This is a genomic window from Chitinophaga polysaccharea (assembly GCF_007829335.1).
GTDB lineage: Bacteria > Bacteroidota > Bacteroidia > Chitinophagales > Chitinophagaceae > Chitinophaga > Chitinophaga polysaccharea_B.
Window position 1 is genome coordinate 1,117,783 of sequence record NZ_VIWO01000001.1, and the last position, 21,293, is coordinate 1,139,075.

Here is a 21,293-nt window from a genome sequence, read left to right on the forward strand (position 1 = left end):
TTTCTCTTAGAAAGAATATCTCAGACCCAGCTGCATCTGGTGACGTGATGCGAAGAAGTCTTTTGAATAAGGAGCTCCTGGCTGAGAGAAAGTATAGATAGGATAGTTATCAGCAGATTTCTTACCAGTTGGGTTCAGACCAATGTTAGCAGAGGAGTTGAACGTGTTTGGCGAGAAGTACTGGATACCCCAGTTCTTGTTCAGCAGGTTGGTAACATTCACGATATCGTAAGTGAGTGTCAGGGTGTGCAGTTGTTTACCGGCTTTGAAGTTGAAGTCCTGGCTGAAACGGAAGTCGGCTTGTGTATTCCATGGAGTACGGCCACCGTTACGTTCAGTGAATTCACCTTTACGGCTGCTCAGGTATTTTTCACCGTCTACATAGTTCATGAAGGCAGTAGCTTGTTCAGCAGCAGTTTTGCCACCAGCGATATCAGCAAAGAACTTGGTTGCTTCAGTTACATCTTTTGGAATGTAAGCGAGCGACAGCTGCTGAGGTGTGTTCTGGAGCTGTACGCTGGTATTGATAATACCATAGCTATAAGGTAAGCCAGAAGAAGTATTGAAGAAGGCAGAGAAGTTAGATACCCATTTGCCTTTAGTGCCCCAATCTTGTTTGTAGCTAACGGTAGCAACGATACGGTGACGAACATCGAAATTAGAGTAAGCCAGTACCGGGTTATTAGGATTTAAAGCCTGGTTCAGCTGCCAGTTAGACTCCATGGAGTTACGGATACCGTTGGTGATGTCTTTAGCTTGTCCGTAAGTATACGCTGCCATTGCATTCAAACCGAATGGGAATGATTTGGAGATCTGGGCAGTGATGCTGTAACGGTAGCCTTTGTCGGTGTTAGACAGCAGGTAAGCGTTAGTGTATAAAGGATTGATTTTAGAGCCAGAGTAGATAGGCTGTTGTTTGTTTACATCGTAAGCATAGTAAGTAGGATTATCTACCAGGTTCACTTGTTGGAACATCAGGTCTTTAATCACTTTAGTGTAGATACCTTCTATGCTGAATTTCCACATGTCTTTAGTTGTATAATCCAGGGCCAGGCTGCTTCTCCATACCTGCGGCATTTTGAAGTTGTTATCGATCATATCTACCTGGGTAGCACCGGAAGCGCTGGTGTTAGCACCGTTCTGTGCAGCGAAATCAGCGATACCATTTGGAGATGGTTTAGCAGCTGGCAGCGGTGTATTTACGAATGGTTTGCTGGAAGCTTTCTGGTCGTAAGCACCGTAAGTAACACCATTATTATAATAAGCATAACCGATCCATGCAAAAGGAATACGACCGGTGAAGAGACCAGTACCACCACGCAATACCAGGCTGTTGTCGCCTTTAATATCGTAGTTGAATCCTAAGCGGGGAGAGATCTGTACGTTATTCAGGAAGTCATTTTTGATATCCTTAGGCTTGGTGTAGGTGTAAGTAGTTCCGTAGTTAGGATCTTCTGGTGCTTTGATAGTTTTATCGCTCAGCGGTTGTTTGTTAGGAATACCAGTGTAGTCTAAACGGATACCCGGAGTGATTTTGAAACGATCTGTCAGCTGTATTTCATCCTGTCCGTATAAGCTCAGCAGGTTTGCTTTGAACTGTGCGGGAGGATTAGACATGATATAATCACGGGAGTTGTTGGTGTAGTTGTAGTTACCACGAACACGGCTGGGATTGTTGGCCAGGAAGTCTTCAATGCTGCTATAATCCAGACGGCCATTCCAGGAGTTCACAAAACCGTAGGTGATGTTGTAGAACTCATTGTGTGTACCTAAAGTAATGGTGTGGTTTCCTTTAAATAAGGTAACGTTATCAGTTACTTCAAATGTTTTTTGTTTCATGTTGAAGATACTGGCTTCACGGTCAGTACCCAGGAAGATAGTAGTACCGCTGGTTCTACCTTTAATCTGGATCTGTGGTACAGCTGGGTCAGACAATGGATCTCTGTAGTCATGTACATTAGAGTAACCCAGGATCAGGCTGTTGGCCAATGTGCTGCTGAAGTTACTTTTCAGTTCTGCTACTGTAGAAGACTGGTTATTTACCTGTTTGAAGTCGATACCTTTGAAACGGAAGTTCTGTTGGTCACGCTCCAGGTTAGTAGCTTCAGAAGTAATAGTATTGTTGCGGATAGACAGCTGGTGTTTATCATTGATATGCCAGTCTAACCTGTTGAAGAATTTATTGGAGTTGGAATAGATGCTGGTGTTACCTGAGGTACCTGCGTCTACACCATAGCTTTTCATCAAAGCGGTGATATCAGCAGCGTCTTTTTCAGTTAAGATGCCACCACCATCAGCAGAACCTGCGGCAAGGATTACCGGGTCTACACGACGGGTGATTTCTTCGTTGGTGAAGAAGAACAGTTTGTTCTTGATGATAGGGAAACCTAAACGGATACCTGTTTGGTATTCATGGAAATCGCTTGGTAGTTTAGAGCCATCACCGGCGTTGTTTTTACCGATCATGGAAGCGTTACGGCCATAGCCATAAATGGAACCATGTACTTCGTTGGTACCGCTACGGGTTACAGCGTTTACGCTACCCCCGAGGAAGTTACCTACTTTCACATCAAATGGAGCCAGTAATACCTGTACATCCTGGATCGCATCGAGCGATACGGGGTTAGTACGGGTGCTGCTACCAGGTTGGCCGCTGGTGTTGCTCTGTCCACCGAGGGAAGGGCTAAAGCCGATCGCGTCGTTGTTGATCGCACCATCCAGGGTTACGTTGTTATAACGGTAGTTGGTTCCGAGGAAGGAGTTGTTGTTGCTCTGTGGAGTAACTTTCGTTAAATCCTGCAGGCTACGGCTCAGAGTAGGCAATGTTTTGATTTGCTCCTGGCCAATTTTGGTACCACCAGCTTTAGATCCGCCGGCAGTACCGGTTACTACTACTTCGCTCAGCGCGGTAGACTCTTCCTGCAGTTTGAAGTTGTAGTTGGTGGTTCCCAGCGGTAGGTTTACATCCGCTTTTACTTCTTTTTTATAACCAATGAATGAAACGGTAATAGTGTATGGGCCGCCTGGGTTCAGGTTAGGGAGTATGTAACGGCCATCTGTGTTAGTTTGTACACCAGATTTTGCACCAGTGCCGTTATTCACAATAACGACTGTAACGCCAGGAATTGCCTGTCCACCTGCATCGGCTACTTTACCCGATATAACAGAAGTGGTGACTTGTGCCTGCGCGTTGTTGAAGAAAAGAATTACAATAAAGCTAGCGAGTAGCGTAAAGAATGATTTCATAAACTCTTGTAAGTATTTACAGGTGCAAAGGAAACAGTCTAAAACAACCAGAATGTTAACAGATTATTACGGAATTGTTAAGGAGTGCATAAAGCAAGCTTAAAAAAGCTTATTTTCTATTTTTTGGGTTAAAATAGTATCGGTTTATCGTCCCAATTTGATTTTAATGTTAACACTGCGAAAAAAAGGAGGTATAAATTATTTGTTAACTGAGGGTAAACAATAAACATATTTAATATAACATTAACGAATATACGAATAAGGCCCCACCTTAAAAGGCAGGGCCAGCTAAACTCATCTAAAAATAATGCTTAATAAATTTCGACTTTGAAAGTCCCGTCCGTTAAAGGTTTTTCGGTATCACCATTTGTTAATACACCGGAGAAGTTGCCCTCCGCATGTTTACTATTAATGCTCGTTATATTTATTTTGATAGCCTTGCTCACATAACCCACCGCTTTTTGCTGTATATCCATCAACGACATTTCTGCCCCCGCTTCATACGAACCCACCCGGATGCTATCGGGAAAAGTGATCATTAGTTCCATATGGTAACCGAAGTTATTGGTAACGCCGTCTATTACCAGCGTTTTTTTGCCAGCCGCAATGGTATCTGTAATATATCCCTCCGTAGAATTGGAGTGGTAACTGATGGTATCAAGTTTAAAAGCGAAGGTGCCAGCCGGCGCCAGGTCATTTTTCTTGCTGCAGGCGCTCAGACCCATTCCTATGGCAATAATGGCTGCCAGTAATAATTTTATACGCATTATGGAAGTTTTTCGGCATGCCATCTTCCAGGACTTAACCAGTGCCGGCCGCCGGTTAAGCGGCCAGCGATAATTTAAATTAACATAGGATACTGGTCAATTCTGTTGGCATAGGGATAATGTGGGTGCAATATATATTAAAAAAAATGAATTAAATAAAATATATATGGATATAATGCTAGTTTATCGTGCTGTCACTTGGTTATCTGTATGTTGTAGCAGGATATTTTTTCAGTAACATGGAATACAGTGGTGAAAACATTGAAAGAAGATCGTTTTTACTCCACCGGGAAAGCTGGCGAAGCGATGAAAATACCATAATTAACAATTTTTTTGTACCCGAAATGCGTATTATTACGGGGTTACTGAACTTTCAATTAAAGCACATCATGTCATCGGAAGTAATTAAACAATTGCAGGAGGCGGTACAGTTTTCGCCGGAGAATGTGCCTTTACGTATGCACCTCGCACAGGTACTGCTACAGGATTATGAATATACAGCAGCGGAAGAACAATATAGGAAAGTGCTGGAGTTATCATCGTCTAATACTGCCGCACAACTAGGGCTGGCGCGGACATTCTATCACCAGCAAAAATACTCAGCGGCTATCGTAGTATTGGAACAGCTGGAACACCGGGAACCGGATCATTTCGATGCGCTCCTGCTGCATTGCCGCATCCTTGTGAAAGAACATTCCATGCAGCTGGCGAAAGAAATATATCAACACCTGCTGGAAATAAATCCCGGTTTCCGCGATGAAGCCCTGGACAACCTTTTCAGGGTTGCCCAGCCTTCCCCGGCGTCTTTCAGCGGAGAGGAAGAAGAGGAAGAAGATGGAGAAAACCTGTTTATGCTGGAAAAGCCGGAAATCAATTTTTCCGATGTGGGCGGTATGGAAAGGGAGAAACAGGAAATAGACCTGAAAATCATTAAACCCCTGCAATTCCCGGATCTCTATAAAGCCTACGGCAAAAAAGCAGGAGGTGGTATCTTATTATATGGCCCTCCCGGTTGTGGTAAAACTTACCTGGCCAAGGCTACTGCCGGACAAATACAGGCCGAATTCATTAATGTAGGCATTCATGATGTATTGGACATGTGGGTGGGCACCAGCGAAAAGAACCTGCATAGCCTGTTTGAACTGGCAAGACAAAGTAAGCCCTGTGTGTTGTTCTTCGATGAAGTAGATGCCCTGGGCGCCAACCGGTCGGCATTACGCCAAACAGGCGCTACCCATATTATTAACCAGTTCCTGGCAGAAATGGACGGTATTGCCGCCAGCAATGAAAACATTCTCATCATTGGCGCTACCAACGCTCCCTGGAGCCTCGACCCAGCATTCCGCCGCCCCGGCCGTTTCGACAGAATTATTTTCGTGGCGCCACCGGAAGCAGATGGACGGGAAGAGATCCTGAAACTCCAGCTGAAAAATAAACCGGTAGCCGACATCAACTATTCCGCCATTGCCAAAGCCACCGCCGGTTACTCCGGCGCTGATCTCAAAGCGATTGTGGATATAGCTATCGAAGAAAAACTGCTGGAAGCATTACAGAAAGGCGTACCACAGCCCATCACCCAGAAAGAATTATTAAAAGCCGCTAAAATACATAAACCTACCACCAAGGAATGGTTTAATACTGCCCGTAACTATGCGCTGTATTCCAATGAAACCGGTCTTTATGATGATGTACTGAAATACCTGGATATTAAGAAATAACGTTTATGGCTGTATTAATTCAGCGCGCTCAGATTTTGGTTCAGCAGGGCCGCTTCGAAGATGCCTTTACTGCGCTTCGGCAGCACCTGAGTACCAATGCCCATGATACAGATGCACTTTTCCTCCTGGCGGTATGTTACCTGGAAACAGGAAATGATACGGAAGCAGCACAGGTAGCCAGCAACACCCTCAGTTTTGCGCCTTACGATGAACGTTTCCTGTATCTGCTGGCAAGGATTGCCCTGACAAAGAATCAATATAATGAAGCTATCAGGGCCATTAGTGGTGCAGTCGCCATCAACCCGCATCATGCGGATTATTTTGCTATCTGGAGCCAGATATTGCTGTCGAAAAAAGACTACGAAGCTGCCCTGCAAAAGGCGGAAGAAGGGCTAGCCGTGAACCCGGAAAATGAAGCCTGCCTTAACCTCCGCTCCCACGCTCTGTTTAGCCTGGGCAAAAAAGAAGAAGCCTTCTCTAATTTGCACGAAGCCCTGGAGCATAACCCGGAAAATGCCTACACCCACGCCAACCTTGGCTGGAAATGGCTGGAAGCCGGCAACCACCGTAAAGCACTGGAACATTTCAGGGAATCACTGAAGATAGATCCCAACAATGATTGGGCGCGTAACGGTATGGTACAGGCTATGAAAGCCAGGTATTGGCTATACCGGCAGTTCCTCAATTACGCTTTCTTTATGGGGCGGCAAAAAGCCCGTACACAATGGATGATCATCGCCGCGCTTTTTATCCTGACGCAAATTGCCAGCAGGGTATTCTTCCCGGTATATGTACTCCTTGCGTTGCTGGCTATTTCTACCTGGCTTATTACGCCGGTTAGTAACCTGTTTCTCCGCCTTAATCCATACGGAAGATATGCCCTCAGCCCAGAGCAAACGCAGGTATCCACTATTGTAGGCATACTCCTGGCTATTGCGTTGCTGTCTGCCGGCGCCTTCTGGATAACTAATTTACCGGGTCTGCTGGCGCTGTGCCTTTGTACTGGTGTAATGCTCTTGCCCGCAGCAGGTATTTACATGCCACAGCGTCTAAAGAACCGCCGCATTGTAAAGTGGTATACCCTTGGTCTGGCCGCTGTGGCAATGGCTGGTATAGCGTACGCTTTCGTGACTAAAGAAGCTTTTAATATATTTGTGACCGTTATGCTGATAGGTGTATTCGGTTACCAGTTTTTAGCGAATTATATTTTAACGAAAGAAGGATAGGAATTTTTTTATAGAGATAATAACCGGGTGTGTAGCTTTTAAAGACACCCGGTTTTTTTATTTAGTACTGTCAATTACAAATGTTCTTTCCTCGAATGCTGCGGCCTCGTAACACTTATACCGGAAGGTATAAGGCGCTGTCTTTTTAATCAGAGATTTACCATCAAAGAGGTTTTCTTTATCCAGGCTTTCACTTTCATGGATATGGAAGGCGAGCAGCTTCTTCCACTTTTTTTCTTTGGTAAGCGTAATAATCGTGTATTCGTTAAGGTTACTATGCCCGGCTAGATCAATAACATACCCGATTTCATCTCCTCCATCTTCATTCAGGTCTCCCAGATTTTCCAGCATATAGATACCAGTATGATCACTATGATCCGTTAATGAAAGGGTATCTACGTTGGCAATAGTGGTGTAAATGCGGCTTACCGGCAGGTTGGCATTGATGGCTTCTTCTACCATGTCTACATCCATATGGGCGCCATAAACATATTTGAACGTTTCCCGTCCTGTTTTCTGGCTGATGTAAGACTCGTAAATCGTATCAATGATATGATCTCCGTCAAGATCACCACTCAGCTTTAGGCGGTTTCCCATTTCATAACTAATACTGTCTTTTGCAGGCGTAACAACAGGAGCAGCAGCCACTATAGTAACACTGTCTTTTGCAGCTGAGTCGGCAGGTGAGGAGGCATGATCGCAACTACTGATCAGGGCAACGAGTACAAACAAAGGATACATGCTTTTCAGCAACATAAGAAATACTTTCATTTTTCTAAGATATAAATAAAAAACCTTCCGCTGTTGACGGAAGGTTTTTTATTTATATCATTAACGTATATACGTAATTAGGCATCGATTTTCGCATACTTCGCATGCGATTCAATAAACGCTCTGCGCGGAGGTACTTCATCTCCCATCAGCATACTGAATACGCGGTCTGCTTCTGCAGCGCTTTCAATAGTTACCTGTTTCAGGGTACGTTGCTCAGGGTTCATGGTAGTATCCCACAACTGCTCTGCGTTCATCTCTCCCAAACCTTTATAACGCTGAACGTTTACACTATCTTCTTTACCGCCGGCAGCCAGTTTAACAGTGGCTTCTTTACGCTGCTCTTCTGTCCAGGCATATATCTGCTCTTTTCCTTTCTTTACGAGATACAGCGGCGGTTGTGCAATGTATACATAACCCTGTTCTACCATTGCTTTCATATAACGGAACACAAAGGTGAGGATCAGCGTAGCAATGTGACTACCGTCCACATCGGCATCCGTCATGATGATGAGCTTATGATAGCGCAGCTTGGAGAGGTTCAGTGCTTTATCATCTTCTTCTGTACCGATGGTTACGCCCAGGGCAGTAAAGATGTTCTTGATCTCATTGTCTTCATAGATCTTATGCTCCATGGCTTTTTCCACGTTCAGGATCTTACCACGCAGTGGCAGGATAGCCTGGAAGTTACGGTTACGGCCTTGTTTGGCTGTACCACCCGCGGAATCCCCTTCCACCAGGTACAGTTCACATTTTGCGGGGTCATTATCGGAGCAGTCGGCCAGCTTACCCGGTAAACCGCTTCCGGTCATCACGCTTTTACGCTGTACCAGCTGACGGGCTTTACGGGCAGCTTCACGGGCCTGGGCAGCCAATACTACCTTATTGATCACCGTTTTGGCTTCCCTTGGGTTTTCCTCTAGGAAGGCATCCAGTACGGCAGCAACAGAGCTATCTACTACCCCCATTACGTCAGAGTTACCCAGCTTGGTCTTGGTTTGTCCCTCAAACTGCGGCTCGGGCACTTTTACGCTGATAATTGCGCTCAGGCCTTCGCGGAAGTCATCTCCGGTAACTTCTACCTTCGATTTCTCAAATAATTTATTCTTATCACCATAGGATTTGAATACACGGGTAATGGCACGGCGGAAACCAGCCACATGTGTACCCCCTTCAATGGTGTTGATATTATTTACGTAGGAGAAAATGTTTTCACTGAAGGCATCATTGTATACCAGGGCTACTTCTACGGATACATTGGAGGCCGCATCATGCGCTTCTACATAGATCGGAGCCGGTAAGAGCGGGTTACGACGGCCATTTTTATCCAGCATCTGGATGAATTCCTTGATACCGCCTTCGCTATAGAAAGTCTCTGAGAAAATATTGCCAGCTTCATCTTTCTCCCGCTCATCTGATAAAATAATCTTGATTTTACGGTTCAGATAGGATAATTCCCGTAAACGACCGGCCAGTATCTCGCGGTTGTAGGTAGTATCCTTGAAGATTTCACCATCCGGTTTAAAATGAGTAGTAGTACCGGTAGCTTCACTGTCGCCGATTTCTCTTACGGTATATTGAGGAATCCCACGGTGGTATTCCTGTTGAAATATCTTTCCTTCACGTTCTACGGTTACATTCAGCACTTCACTCAGCGCGTTTACGCAACTCACACCCACACCATGCAAACCTCCGGATACCTTGTAAGTGTTTTTATCAAACTTACCCCCGGCGTGCAATACCGTCATTACCACCTCCAGTGCAGAGCGACCTTCCTTCGGGATAATACCGGTAGGAATACCACGGCCATCATCCTTTACCCGGATAGAGTTATCTTCCAGGATAGTCACTTCAATATTCTTACAATATCCGGCCAGGGCCTCGTCAATGGAGTTGTCTACCACCTCGTAAACCAGGTGGTGAAGCCCCTTGATGCCAATATCGCCGATATACATGGCTGGACGCTTACGTACGGCTTCCAGACCTTCCAATATCTGTATACTCCCCGCGTCATATCCATTGCTGCTGGGGCTGGGTGCTTGCACTAATTCTTCGCTCATATGTTGGTGTAAAATCTATTAGAAATAAAATCGGTAGACAATCATGCAAAAATACGGAAAATAAGGCTTATTTCCACAAAAGAATGGCTGTTTTTAACAAGGGAGGACCCATCATTTTTTCCACTATAGATTTCCTGCACCAGCAATGTCTTTTACCCCTTTAAATAAAGTTTTCCACACCAGGTTAAAAAATGATTTCCCGGTATCCCGGGTTTGACGTACGCTAGCTGTACGAACAGCCTCTCCCTTTAGGGGATTATTTTCGTTGATAATCATAATGTTAGCTATCAAGCTGGCCAATCCTTTACGTTTGAGTTGCTTATTGCCCGGATCCTGGGTTAATACGGCTATTTTCAGGTTTTGATACATCAATTTTACAAATCCTCCTGCTCTCCGTTCACCCCCCTTAATATTAAGGTCAGGTTATTAATATCACAGGATTTGATTTCAATCATTCCCAGTGGCTTACTCGCCGCATTCAGTTCTTTCCCATTCATGTCTTTTAACTAGATGCTCCCCATTTGATGCGTTTCCCTGCTTAATTCGGTATAACTAAGTTGCATATTATCAGCGGTCAGCGTATCTACATATAACGGGATCCGGAACCGTTGCAACAATTCTCGTGGATATTTCCCCAGTTTGTTACGCGAAGGCATCGGCTGTTGCCGGTCCCTGTAAATATGCATGTTACCACCACTGATATCGATATGCTTTGCCCATATCTGCTGCTCTTGTAGCAACAGTTGCGGATGTAGCCTGCCAACATGGATACCCGTCAGCAGTACCTCATACCGATCCTGTTGCACGCCTGTTTTTTGCTGAAAAACGTTGCTGTCATATCGCGGAATGAGTGTTACCTGCTCAATATGAAGGGGGTGCATGGCAGCATCGTACCGGATACCATTTATATTGATCCGGTAAAGACTATCAGGCGTATTGCCGGAGTAATCCTTCATGCCAATTTCATAATTACGGGCGTAAAGGTAGCGGGAAGGATCAATCATGGCGAGAGAGTCTATCTGTAAATCATTGACCTGGAGACTTAGATGCTCAAATTCATGGACTACCCGGGAGGAATCCTGACGGATAAAAACATACTAGAAGTGGGTACTGTCCAGCCGCAGCCTGCCTATGACAAGGGATTTTATTTCCGGCGATAGCTGTTGCCAGGCGGTTTTGGGTTAGTATCTGATCGTTTTGTAAGGGGATTGTCAAACCCTGTTTCTTTAAAAAATGAATCCCTAAATTTGTGGCTTCGTATAACAGCTCGGCATTAAAAAACAGGTAAAGTGAAAGAAATACAGGAAATATTGTCATTAGCTATTCCGCAACCCGCCATGAGCGACCAGTTACAATTGGCCGAACAGGATAATGTGTCAGTGCCTGATTGTCTGGATTTTACATTGCAGCGCTTTGTATATGACAAACCGTTGCCTGTAGAAGATGTGGCCATGGTGATTTACCAGCCGGCCAAAAGGGGGCAATCTGCCGCCATTGAGCTGCGGTATTGTGTTGCGGGCAGCAAATATTGTAAAAATCCTTCCTGTACCGATCAGCTTTGCGCTGAAGGTAAAAAAGAGGCCTGTATTGACCGGGTACCTTCTGTAGACCTGATTACGGTTCGTTTTCAACCTGCTTTCATTCAATCTTTACAGAAGGGAACTACTACCTCCTCCCTGTTTGAAAATCAATCCCGCAAGCCTTTTGTGAAAACCATCCAGCCCTGTACTAAATCCAAGTCGGTGCTGGAAACGATGGTACATCATGATTATGAGGGCATGCTCAAAAACATATTCCTCCAGAGCCGTGCATTGGACCTGTTGCTTTACAGTTCCGATCAGTTTATCGAAAATGATACTGATGAGCGCTATGGTTGCCGCTTCCTGACCCAATTGGAAGACCGGGAAAAGATAGAAAATGCCCGCGGTATTTTACTGGAACAGCTGGATTCTCCTATTACCATCCGCGACCTCGCTCGCAGGGTAGCCATGAATGAATGTTACCTGAAGAAGGGTTTTAAAGCCATGTATGGTACTACCATCTATGATTATTTCCAGAAAGAGAGGATGGAAAAGGCCAAAGGGCTGCTGTATGAAAAAGGAATGTCTGTTTCTGAAGTAGCCATGCTGATGGGATATTCCTGTATCTCTCACTTCTCCACTGCATTTAAGAAACACACAGGATTGAAGCCGTGTGAATTATTACTGCGCTAACCAGCAGTGGTTGCTTTAATTTACTTTTTTATTGTTTTCTGCAGATGATTTCCGATTAAAACCTGCTTTGGTGGCGGTTATGGCTTCATTTTCCCTTTTCGATCATTAGTTTTCCCGATTTGACAAACCGAAGATGAAATATAGGTGTTTCTTTGTAACACGATAAGCAGATATCTATTTGCACTTCCAATAAGCTTCCTTATTAGATTTGACCATGGGAAGAGCTTTGCTGGCAAAAGTAGGTAAAGCCATAAATGACTTGCATGAATATCAAACACCATTGAATAAATGCATCTTGCCAGGAAAGCTTTTACCAGATTTTATAAAAGTCGTTCGCTTCTGCGAGCGACTTTTTGTTTTCAGGTAAGGTATATTGCATAAAACAGCCGCTGCGTAAAGGATAGTCCCCCTTATGCAGCGGCTGTTTTGTTGCTTTGTAAAAAAAGAAAACCCCGCCCAAAAGAGCAGGGTCTGTCCTATTTATCCCTATACCTATGAAATACGTGTTTGTGTTATTCAGTAATGGTCCCTGCTTCGTTCAACAGCACTGCTTTATCTGTACCATTATCCTGAATATTTACTTTGTAGTATGAAGCTACATCTGATCTCTCAATTTTCCAGCCATCTTTTATAGTAGCTGCCGGATATTTTGTTTTTAGTGTACCAGCCACTGATTCCGGGAGGTTTTGAGCATCATAAGCACTTCTGGTGGCAATCCATTTGCCATCTGCGTCATACTCTGCAGTAGTGTTTATATTGTCTTTTTGGAAACTTGCTGTCCAATGTCCTGCACTTGTCTTTGTCCACTTAGCAGCTGATGTTCCCGCAAAATTCTGATCAAAAGAACTTTTAACTGCCGCCGGTGCCTGCACCGTTTTGGCAACTATCTTTGTTTTTTTAACTGATTTTTTTTGCTGTGCAAAAGTTATGCCGGAAGTGAATAGAACCGCGCAAAATATTAACGTCAACTTTTTCATATATCGATATGGTTTTTTCCGTTGGGTTAAAATTAACTACTAGGTTTTTCTAATCTTCCTGGCAAATTAGCTAAAACAATGCCAAAAACGTAATTTATATTCTCTTTATTGCAAAGTAATGAAAAAACAATAAAAAATGTCCAAAAAGTCGGTTTTTTAGCAAAGTTCCCTCTTTAGGAGCCAGTGTTATTTCTTAACTTTGCACAATTTTAATCAATTATTGTCTAAATAACATCAAAGGGCGGGGAATTGTTTTATGTCCAGCAAATATCAGGAATACAACCAGTTGAATTTACCTCAGATCGAGAAAGATATACTGCAACACTGGGAGCAGCACCAGGCTTTTGAAAAAAGCGTGGAAGAGCGTGAAGGCGCTACTCCGTTTGTGTTCTACGAAGGTCCTCCAAGCGCCAATGGTTTGCCCGGTATTCACCACGTAATTTCGCGTACCCTGAAAGACCTGGTGTGTCGCTATAAAACGATGCGCGGTTTCCAGGTGAAGCGTAAAGGTGGGTGGGATACCCATGGTTTGCCTGTAGAACTTGGGGTAGAGAAGATGCTGGGTATTACTAAAGAAGATATTGGCAAAAAAATTTCCATCGCTGAATACAATGATACCTGCCGCAAGGAAGTATTGAAATATAAAGACAAGTGGGACGACCTGACCCGTAAAATGGGGTATTGGGTAGACCTGAATGACCCTTATATTACCTTTGATAATAATTATATAGAATCGCTGTGGTGGTGCTTACAAACGCTCTATAAGAAAGGATTCTTATACAAAAGCGTCAGCATTCAGCCCTACTCCCCTGCTGCCGGCACTGGTTTAAGTTCGCATGAGCTTAATCAGCCAGGCACGTATAAAGATGTGAAAGATACCACTGTGGTGGCTATGTTCAAGGCGTTACAGGCCGAAAATTCACAATTCCTGTTCGATGCTGCCGGATCCCCGGAGGTATTTTTCCTCGCCTGGACCACTACCCCATGGACACTGCCTTCCAATCTTGGTTTGACAGTAGGTGCCAATATTGAATATGTGCTTGTAAAAACTTTTAATCCATACACACACTTCCCGGTGAATGTAGTAATGGCTAAAGTTTTACTGGGCAAGTATTTCAAGGCAGAAGGTGAAAATGGCAACTTTGATACCTACCAGGAAGGCGATAAGGTGATTCCCTGGAAGATATTGACGAGCTTTAAGGGAAGCCAGCTGGAAAATATCCGTTATGAGCAGTTGCTGCCTTTTACACAGCCTGAAGAAGGAGATCCCTTCCGTGTAATACTGGGCGATTTTGTGACTACTGAAGATGGTACCGGTATCGTCCATACAGCACCTGCCTTTGGTGCAGACGATAACAGGGTAGGCAAGAAATATGGTATTGGTATTTTGACCCTGGTGGACAGAGAAGGGAAGTTTACGGATAATGTAGGTGAGTTTTCTGGCAGATTTGTAAAGAATTATAAGGATGATCCTGATTATAAAGACGTTGATGTTGACATTGCAGTGAAATTAAAGAAGGAGAATCGTGCCTTCAAGGTGGAAAAATATGAGCATACTTATCCACACTGCTGGCGTACGGATAAACCAGTGTTATATTATCCGCTGGATGCCTGGTTTATCAAAACTACTGCAGTGAAAGACCGGATGGTAGAGTTGAATAAAACGATCAACTGGAAGCCTTCCTTTACAGGAACCGGTCGTTTTGGCAATTGGCTGGAAAACATGGTAGACTGGAACCTGAGCCGTAGTCGCTACTGGGGTACTCCTCTGCCTATCTGGCGTACAGAAGATGGAAGCGAAGAAATTTGTATTGGTGGTATCGAAGAGCTGAATGCTGAAATCCGTAAAGCCAACCAGGTGTTAGGGGGAGAAGTGAATAAGTCTTACCTCCATGAAGGCATACTTGATCTGCACAAACCATATGTAGATGATATCATATTGGTGAGCCCTTCAGGTAAACCAATGCGCCGTGAACCAGACTTAATTGATGTTTGGTTTGATAGCGGTGCAATGCCCTATGCGCAATCACATTATCCATTTGAAGCTAAAGAGCTGGTCGATAATGGCAAGGCATTTCCTGCCGATTTCATTGCAGAAGGGGTGGATCAGACCCGCGGATGGTTTTATACCCTGCATGCACTGGGTGTAATGCTATTTGATAGCGTAGCTTACAAAACAGTAGTTTCCAATGGATTAGTATTGGATGCGAAAGGGCAAAAAATGAGTAAACGTCTTGGCAACGTTGTCAATCCTTTCGATACCATTGAAAAGTTTGGCGCAGATGCTACCCGTTGGTACCTGATTACCAATGCTTCTCCCTGGGATAGCCTGAAATTCGATATCAAAGGTATAGGGGAAGCGCAGCGCAAGTTGTTTGGTACCTTATATAATACTTATAACTTCTTCGCGATGTATGCCAACCTTGATAGCTTTACTTTCAAGGAGGCTTATATCCCGCTGGAGGAGCGTCCGGAAATTGACCGTTGGATCATTTCTGTGTTGAATACGCTGATCAAGGATGTTACTGCCAATTTTGATGATTATGAGCCTACCCAGGCAGGCCGTGCGATAGAGCGTTTTGTGGATGAGCAGCTGAGCAACTGGTATGTACGTCTTTGCCGCCGCCGGTTCTGGAAAGGGGAGTATGAGCATGATAAGATTAGTGCTTACCAGACCTTATATGAGTGTTTGGAGAAAATTACCCAATTGATGGCCCCGGTTTCCCCATTCTTCACCGATTGGATGTTTGGCAACCTGAATAATGTGAGTGGGCGTAGCAAGGCCGGTTCTGTGCATCATACTGATTTCCCGGTGGTTAATGAGGGCGCTGTGGATACCGATCTGGAAGAAAGAATGCAGTTGGCGCAGGATATTTCATCGTTGGTATTATCCTTGCGTAAAAAGGTGAATATCAAAGTAAGGCAGCCTCTGCAGAAAATCCTGATCCCGGTGTCAAATAGCCGGATGCAGGAACAGATTGAAAAGGTAGCCGGCCTGATAAAAAGTGAAGTGAATGTCAAAGGGATTGATTATCTTACGGAAACGGAAGGTTTTATCAAGAAAAAGATCAAGCCTAATTTCAAGTCGCTGGGTGGCAAAATGGGAGCCAAGATGAAATCTGTGGCAGCCGCTATCGGCGGATTTACAGAAGCAGATATAGCCACCATCGAACGTGACGGCCATTTCAACCTGGTTGTGGAAGGCGAGCAATTGCAGATTCAACTCTCTGATGTTGAAATCATTTCTGAAGATATTCCGGGATGGACAGTAGCTAATAAAGGCGCTTTAACGGTAGCGCTCGATATTACTATTACTTCCCAGTTACAGGATGAAGGAAACGCCAGGGAATTGGTGAACCGGATACAAAAGATCCGTAAGGATAGCGATTTTGCATTAACTGACAGAATCAATGTAACAGTGGAACGGGTGGATTCGCTCAACTCGGCCATTGTAAACTATAATGACTATATTTGCACGGAAATTTTGGCAGATAGCCTGGAATTAGTGGAGCAACTACAGGATGGTACAGAAATAGAGGTGAATGACCTTAAATTTAATGTATTAGTTAACAAAAAAAGCTAATCCCCCATGGCAACAAAAAAGAAGGTTGCTAGTAAAACGACCCAAAAGGCGGCTCCGGCGAAGAAAACTGTGGCCAAGGCAACACCAGCTAAGAAAACAGCTGCGAAGCCAGCGCCCGCCAAGAAAGCGGCACCTGCACCGAAAAAAGCAGCTGCTAAAAAAGCTGTCCCTGCAAAGGCAGCTCCTAAAGCAGCCGCAAAACCAGCAGCAAAAAAAGCCGTGGTAGCCAAAAGTCCTGTGAAAAAGACCGCTCCGGCGCCTAAAGTTGCAGTGAAAAAGGCGTCAGCCATAACGAACAGTAAATCATCATCTGTCAAGAAAGTTGCTGTACCCGCAAAATCGACCGTTAAAAAAGAGCCTGCTGTAAAGCAGCAAGTGGTTACGAAAAGTGTTTCCGCTGAAAAAGAAAAACCATTTATTTCTAAGTCAGAAGAAAAAGAACTTAAAACGATGGCAATAAAGAAAGCAGATATTAAGGTAGAAGTTGCTAAGGAAAAGGAATCCACAAAAAAGGCAGCTGAAAAGCCAGTTGTTAAGGCGGAAAAATCAGTGAAGGCAGAAAAATCCGAGAAACCCGAAAAAGTGGAAAAATCCGAAAAAACGGAAAAAAAAGGCGGAAAAGCTACTTTGGTAACTTATCAGCCCGAATTTACCAAATCGGTATTGGATCAACCAGCCACGCCAAGTGGTCCTGTATACAGATATAGTGATTCTGACCTCCAGGAGTTTAGAGAACTGATCCAGAAAAAACTGGAATCAGCGAAGAAAGAACTGATTTACCTGCAAGGCTTAATCACCCGTAAAGATGAAGCCGGTACTGATGATACCGAAAATAAATACATGAGCATGGAAGATGGTAGTGGCTCCCAGGAAAGAGAGCAGCTCAACCAGATGGCCAGCCGTCAGATCCAGTTTATCGATCACCTGGAAAAAGCCATGGTACGTATCGAAAACAAAACTTATGGTATTTGCCGTGTAACTGGTAAGCTCATCGACAAAGCAAGACTCAGAGCTGTGCCTCACGCTACCCTGAGCATTGAAGCCAAACTGGCGAAAAGCAAATAAACCAGCGAATAACGCTGCATAAATTATAAACTAATAAGGCGAATGATCACTTTGATCATTCGCCTTATTTAATTTTTATAAATAAGCATTCGCCTTATGCCTGCTGTTTCCCCAACCTTTTCCTGGCCTTCTGTTCACGGGTAAGCAGGTATATTAATCCTGCGCCTGCCAATCCCACCAAGCTTCCCACGCCTATGTTGCGTGCCTGCTTTTTAGAAATAGCCGGAAGCTTAATACCAAATTTAGCAGGGCTGGCCTGTGCAATATCTAACAATGGCGCCAGTGATAACCCTTTAATGATTTTATCGGCAATCTTTTCTACAGCATTACCTCGGTATTGTGGACAAAACGCAACGCCTATACCCGCTTCTGTCAATAGTTTCCGGTCATGATATCCATCGCCTACATAAATAATGTTCTGTGTGTTGATATGAAACTGTTCCTTGATGTAAGGAAACATATTGCTCTTACAATATTCTCCATCTTTCATGAAGTAATCGGCTTCACTGAATTCGCCAGTAGCCACACTATTGATCAGGTGTAGTTTATTCGCTAATGCGAAGTCCATTCCCAGCTTATTTTTAATGTGACGGGCCACTGTGCCAAATCCATCTGTAACCAGGCCGCAGGCGTATCCTCTTTTCTTTAATTCCCGGACAATTTCCCTGATGCCCGGCACGAGGGGAACACTGTCAGCTACTTCCAGCATCTCGGCAATATTGCGTCCATCGAAAATACGGGCGCCCAATCGCATGGTAGTAATAGGATTATAACGGGCAGATTGTATTTCATGCCAGGTATCTTCCTGGTCGAACGCCACTGCAGCCCATTCAAGGTAACTCTGTGTAAATACTGCCTGGTCAAGGTTAAAGATGACCATCTTCTGTAATTTATCAATAGATTCCAGGATGGAATATTCCATTTGTTCCCGGATGAGGTTAATATTTCCCAGTGTTTCCAGGTTTTCCTGGGGAATATTTTCCGCCTTACGCAGAATAGTGCGGGATACTTCCCTCGACATCTTACTCAGTTGTTCCCAGGTTTGCATGGCGTTTTCCACTTTGCCAATATTCGCTTCTACAATGCGGGCGCCCAGATGATGCATATCTATCAGCAAACCAATATCTACTCCATAATCATTTTCGAAATGTACTCTCGACAGAAATGATTTGCGTGCGGCAATCATGCCGCTGAGTGGTTGTTGAAAATGGGACAGTTCCGGGTATAAAATGCTCAGCAGCGGCTTGGCCACCAATTGGGTGACCCTGCCAGCCTGCCTTTCAAAGTAGGATTTGACGAAGTCAGCTTCGTCTTTTTCAATAGGACCGGTTAATAGGTCAATGATATTATCAGGGTAAGTAAGAATATCGCCATCTACGTACGCAATGATTTCATGTTTTGCAGCCATCATACCTTCACGCATGGATATACCCTTTCCGCGCTGGCTGCTGGTAATTACCCTCACTTGTTCCTTCATGGCTTCTTCCACAGTATTATCTGTAGAATTATCATCTACCACGATAATCTCAATTTTGCGGGTGGTTTTTTTTACAGTTTTGATAACCTGGCGTATGGTAGCACCTTCGTTTAATACAGGAATTACGATAGATATCATAGGAGTTCGCTATGTTAAAAGGTTAGAAAATAGTGCTGCAAAGAGCTGGTGTTGGCATTATCAGGGCGCAATAATAACAAAAACCATACCTGTTGCCGTTATCCGCAGCAGGGTCATTCAAATGCCACTATATAAAATGGAGAACGCCCTGTACCAATACAGAGCGTTCTCCATTTTACGTATATATTTTAACGTTAGGATTCCTTTATTTGAACTCCTGCATTTCCACTAGTTTATGATAAATACCATCCTGCTGTAACAATTGTTCATGCGTGCCTCGTTCTTTAATAAGACCCTGGTCCATTACAACAATTTCGCTGGCAAACTGGATCGTGCTGAGGCGGTGTGCAATAACAATAGTAGTGCGGTTTTGCATTAATTTATCAAGGGCAGCCTGCACCAGTTTTTCGGATTCAGTGTCTAATGCAGAAGTGGCTTCATCAAGAATGAGAATAGGCGGATTTTTGAAAATAGCCCTGGCAATAGTGAGGCGTTGGCGCTGACCGCCACTGAGTTTGAGCCCGCGATCGCCAATGAAGGTGTCATAACCATTTTCCAATTGCTCAATAAATTCATGTGCATTGGCAATTTTAGCCGCATGTATAATCGCCTCTCTGTCGGCATCTGGCTGGCCGAAGGCGATGTTATTAAGCACGGTATCATTGAAGAGAATGGCTTCCTGCGACACTACGCCAATCATGCTGCGGAGGTCGTGCAGTTTGAATTCGCGTATATCGGTACCGTCTATACGAATTGCACCTTCATTTACATCATAGAAGCGTGGTAGTATGTCGGCCATCGTAGATTTACCGGCGCCGCTGCGGCCCACCAGCGCTATCATCTGCCCTTTTTTTATGGTGAGTTGAATATGTTTTAACACATCGTGTTGTTCATATTTGAAGGACACATTGTTGTAGGTGATGTTTTCCTGAAAGGAGGTAATAGGAAGGGCATTGGGTTTTTCGGTAATGCTGATATCCGCATCCAGTATCCGGAATATTCTTTCACTGGCTACTATTCCTTTTTGCATAGTAGTAATAGCAGTAGAAATATTTTTGGCAGGTTGCATAATCTGCGAGTAGAATACCAGGTAGGTCATGAAGGTTGCACCGTTCAGCAGATCGCTGCCATTGAGTACCAGGGTACCTCCGTAAATTACCAGGATAACAATGACGATTACGCCCAGGATTTCCGAGATAGGGGAAGCCAGTTCTCGTTGATTGTACATGGCTTTGCTCACCTTAGTAAAACGATGATCCACCTCCGAAAATTTGTCCCGCATAAAACGTTCAGCAGTAAAGGATTGTATAATGCGGATGCCACTCAGGGTTTCCTCTGTTACATTCAGGATCTTACCGAGCAGCTCCTGGCTAAACCATCCCTTCTGCTTTAATTTCTTGGAAACGTAAGAAATCAGTAAGCCCGATACAGGAAAGAAAACAATGGTAAAAAGGGTGAGGTTAACAGAAAGATAGAAGAGGGCAGCAAAGTAGCCTATGATAATAAAAGGATCTCTCAATAATATCTGGATAGCATTGATCACATTGCTTTCTATTTCCTGTACATCGTTCGTCATGGTAGACAGCAGGTCTCCTTTTGTCTGCTGACTATAATAGCCCATGGGCAGACTGGTGAATTTAAGATACAAGTTGTTTCGGAGGCGTGAAAGCATGGTCATCTTCAATCGCACCATTACCCGGGAACTCATATAGCGGCCTGCGTTGGCAATGGTAATACAAACGCCGATGACCGCGCAAACGAAGTACAACGCGCTTTGTTTAGAGCCGCTGGCCCTGATAAAGCTATAGAAGTAATAATTGAAAAGATCAACGAAATAGTTGATAGAGAAGGAAAAAGCGGGATGTGGCAAGGTATTGGGCACCTCTCCTACCTGGTTAAAAATAACGGTCAATAGTGGAATAAGCATGGCAAAATTAACCATGCCGAATATAATACCAATCAGCGTATATATAACATATTCCGGGATATAGTGATGTAAAGGTGTGGCATATCCAAGTAATCGCTTGAATGTCTTCATTCCTGGTGGCTTTT

14 protein-coding genes are annotated in these 21,293 nt (G+C 44.2%); 5 read left to right on the plus strand and 9 right to left on the minus strand.

Translation table 11 applies throughout. From position 1 onward, the window contains the following. Positions 1-6: 6 nt before the first annotated feature. On the minus strand, positions 7-3,246 hold the full coding sequence (locus tag FHW36_RS04760) for a TonB-dependent receptor (RefSeq protein ID WP_145663041.1): 3,240 nt from the start codon (positions 3,244-3,246) through the stop codon (positions 7-9). A 311-nt stretch (positions 3,247-3,557) separates the two neighbouring features. Beyond that, positions 3,558-4,013 carry a hypothetical protein gene (locus FHW36_RS04765; RefSeq protein ID WP_145663043.1) on the minus strand — a complete coding sequence of 152 codons (456 nt, stop codon included), beginning with the start codon at positions 4,011-4,013 and terminating at the stop codon, positions 3,558-3,560. 389 nt (positions 4,014-4,402) lie between these two features. Between FHW36_RS04765 and FHW36_RS04770 the strand changes: the two genes are divergently transcribed. Together FHW36_RS04770 and FHW36_RS04775 are read left to right on the plus strand one after the other, a co-directional pair. After that, positions 4,403-5,731 carry an ATP-binding protein gene (locus tag FHW36_RS04770; protein ID WP_145663046.1) on the plus strand — a complete coding sequence of 443 codons (1,329 nt, stop codon included), beginning with the start codon at positions 4,403-4,405 and terminating at the stop codon, positions 5,729-5,731. Between the two features lie 5 nt (positions 5,732-5,736). Further along, positions 5,737-6,957 (plus strand): tetratricopeptide repeat protein, encoded by a 1,221-nt coding sequence (locus FHW36_RS04775; RefSeq protein ID WP_145663049.1) that lies wholly within the window; start codon positions 5,737-5,739, stop codon positions 6,955-6,957. 57 nt (positions 6,958-7,014) lie between these two features. On the opposite strand, the gene FHW36_RS04780 is transcribed toward FHW36_RS04775, so the two are convergent. The 4 genes from FHW36_RS04780 to FHW36_RS04795 form a co-directional block, all read right to left on the minus strand. Next, positions 7,015-7,728: a hypothetical protein gene (locus tag FHW36_RS04780; protein WP_145663052.1), complete on the minus strand. Its 714-nt coding sequence runs from the start codon at positions 7,726-7,728 to the stop codon at positions 7,015-7,017. A gap of 77 nt (positions 7,729-7,805) precedes the next feature. Continuing rightward, a complete protein-coding gene (gene gyrB / locus FHW36_RS04785; protein WP_145663055.1) occupies positions 7,806-9,788 on the minus strand; it encodes a DNA topoisomerase (ATP-hydrolyzing) subunit B in 1,983 nt (660 codons plus the stop codon). Between the two features lie 123 nt (positions 9,789-9,911). Beyond that, positions 9,912-10,157 carry a hypothetical protein gene (locus tag FHW36_RS04790; protein WP_145663058.1) on the minus strand — a complete coding sequence of 82 codons (246 nt, stop codon included), beginning with the start codon at positions 10,155-10,157 and terminating at the stop codon, positions 9,912-9,914. 137 nt (positions 10,158-10,294) lie between these two features. Then, complete coding sequence (locus tag FHW36_RS04795; protein ID WP_145663062.1) at positions 10,295-10,792, minus strand: hypothetical protein; 498 nt, start codon at positions 10,790-10,792, stop codon at positions 10,295-10,297. Positions 10,793-11,077: 285 nt separating this feature from the next. Here FHW36_RS04795 and FHW36_RS04800 point away from each other — a divergent pair, with 285 nt between their 5' ends. Further along, positions 11,078-12,001, plus strand: a complete 924-nt coding sequence (locus FHW36_RS04800; protein WP_145663065.1) for a helix-turn-helix domain-containing protein — start codon at positions 11,078-11,080, stop codon at positions 11,999-12,001. A 512-nt stretch (positions 12,002-12,513) separates the two neighbouring features. Here the strand turns inward: FHW36_RS04800 and FHW36_RS04805 are convergent. Next, positions 12,514-12,978 (minus strand): PepSY-like domain-containing protein, encoded by a 465-nt coding sequence (locus FHW36_RS04805; RefSeq protein WP_145663068.1) that lies wholly within the window; start codon positions 12,976-12,978, stop codon positions 12,514-12,516. Positions 12,979-13,234: 256 nt separating this feature from the next. Here FHW36_RS04805 and ileS point away from each other — a divergent pair, with 256 nt between their 5' ends. Then, positions 13,235-16,561 carry an isoleucine--tRNA ligase gene (ileS, locus tag FHW36_RS04810; protein ID WP_145663071.1) on the plus strand — a complete coding sequence of 1,109 codons (3,327 nt, stop codon included), beginning with the start codon at positions 13,235-13,237 and terminating at the stop codon, positions 16,559-16,561. 6 nt (positions 16,562-16,567) lie between these two features. Further along, positions 16,568-17,626 carry a TraR/DksA C4-type zinc finger protein gene (locus FHW36_RS30420; RefSeq protein WP_186452305.1) on the plus strand — a complete coding sequence of 353 codons (1,059 nt, stop codon included), beginning with the start codon at positions 16,568-16,570 and terminating at the stop codon, positions 17,624-17,626. Positions 17,627-17,720: 94 nt separating this feature from the next. Here FHW36_RS30420 and FHW36_RS04825 read toward each other — a convergent pair whose 3' ends face one another. Together FHW36_RS04825 and FHW36_RS04830 are read right to left on the minus strand one after the other, a co-directional pair. Further along, positions 17,721-19,241, minus strand: coding sequence for a glycosyltransferase (locus FHW36_RS04825; protein WP_145663075.1), 1,521 nt, complete (start codon positions 19,239-19,241; stop codon positions 17,721-17,723). A 205-nt stretch (positions 19,242-19,446) separates the two neighbouring features. Further along, positions 19,447-21,279 carry an ABC transporter ATP-binding protein gene (locus FHW36_RS04830; RefSeq protein ID WP_145663078.1) on the minus strand — a complete coding sequence of 611 codons (1,833 nt, stop codon included), beginning with the start codon at positions 21,277-21,279 and terminating at the stop codon, positions 19,447-19,449. Positions 21,280-21,293 lie beyond the last annotated feature (14 nt).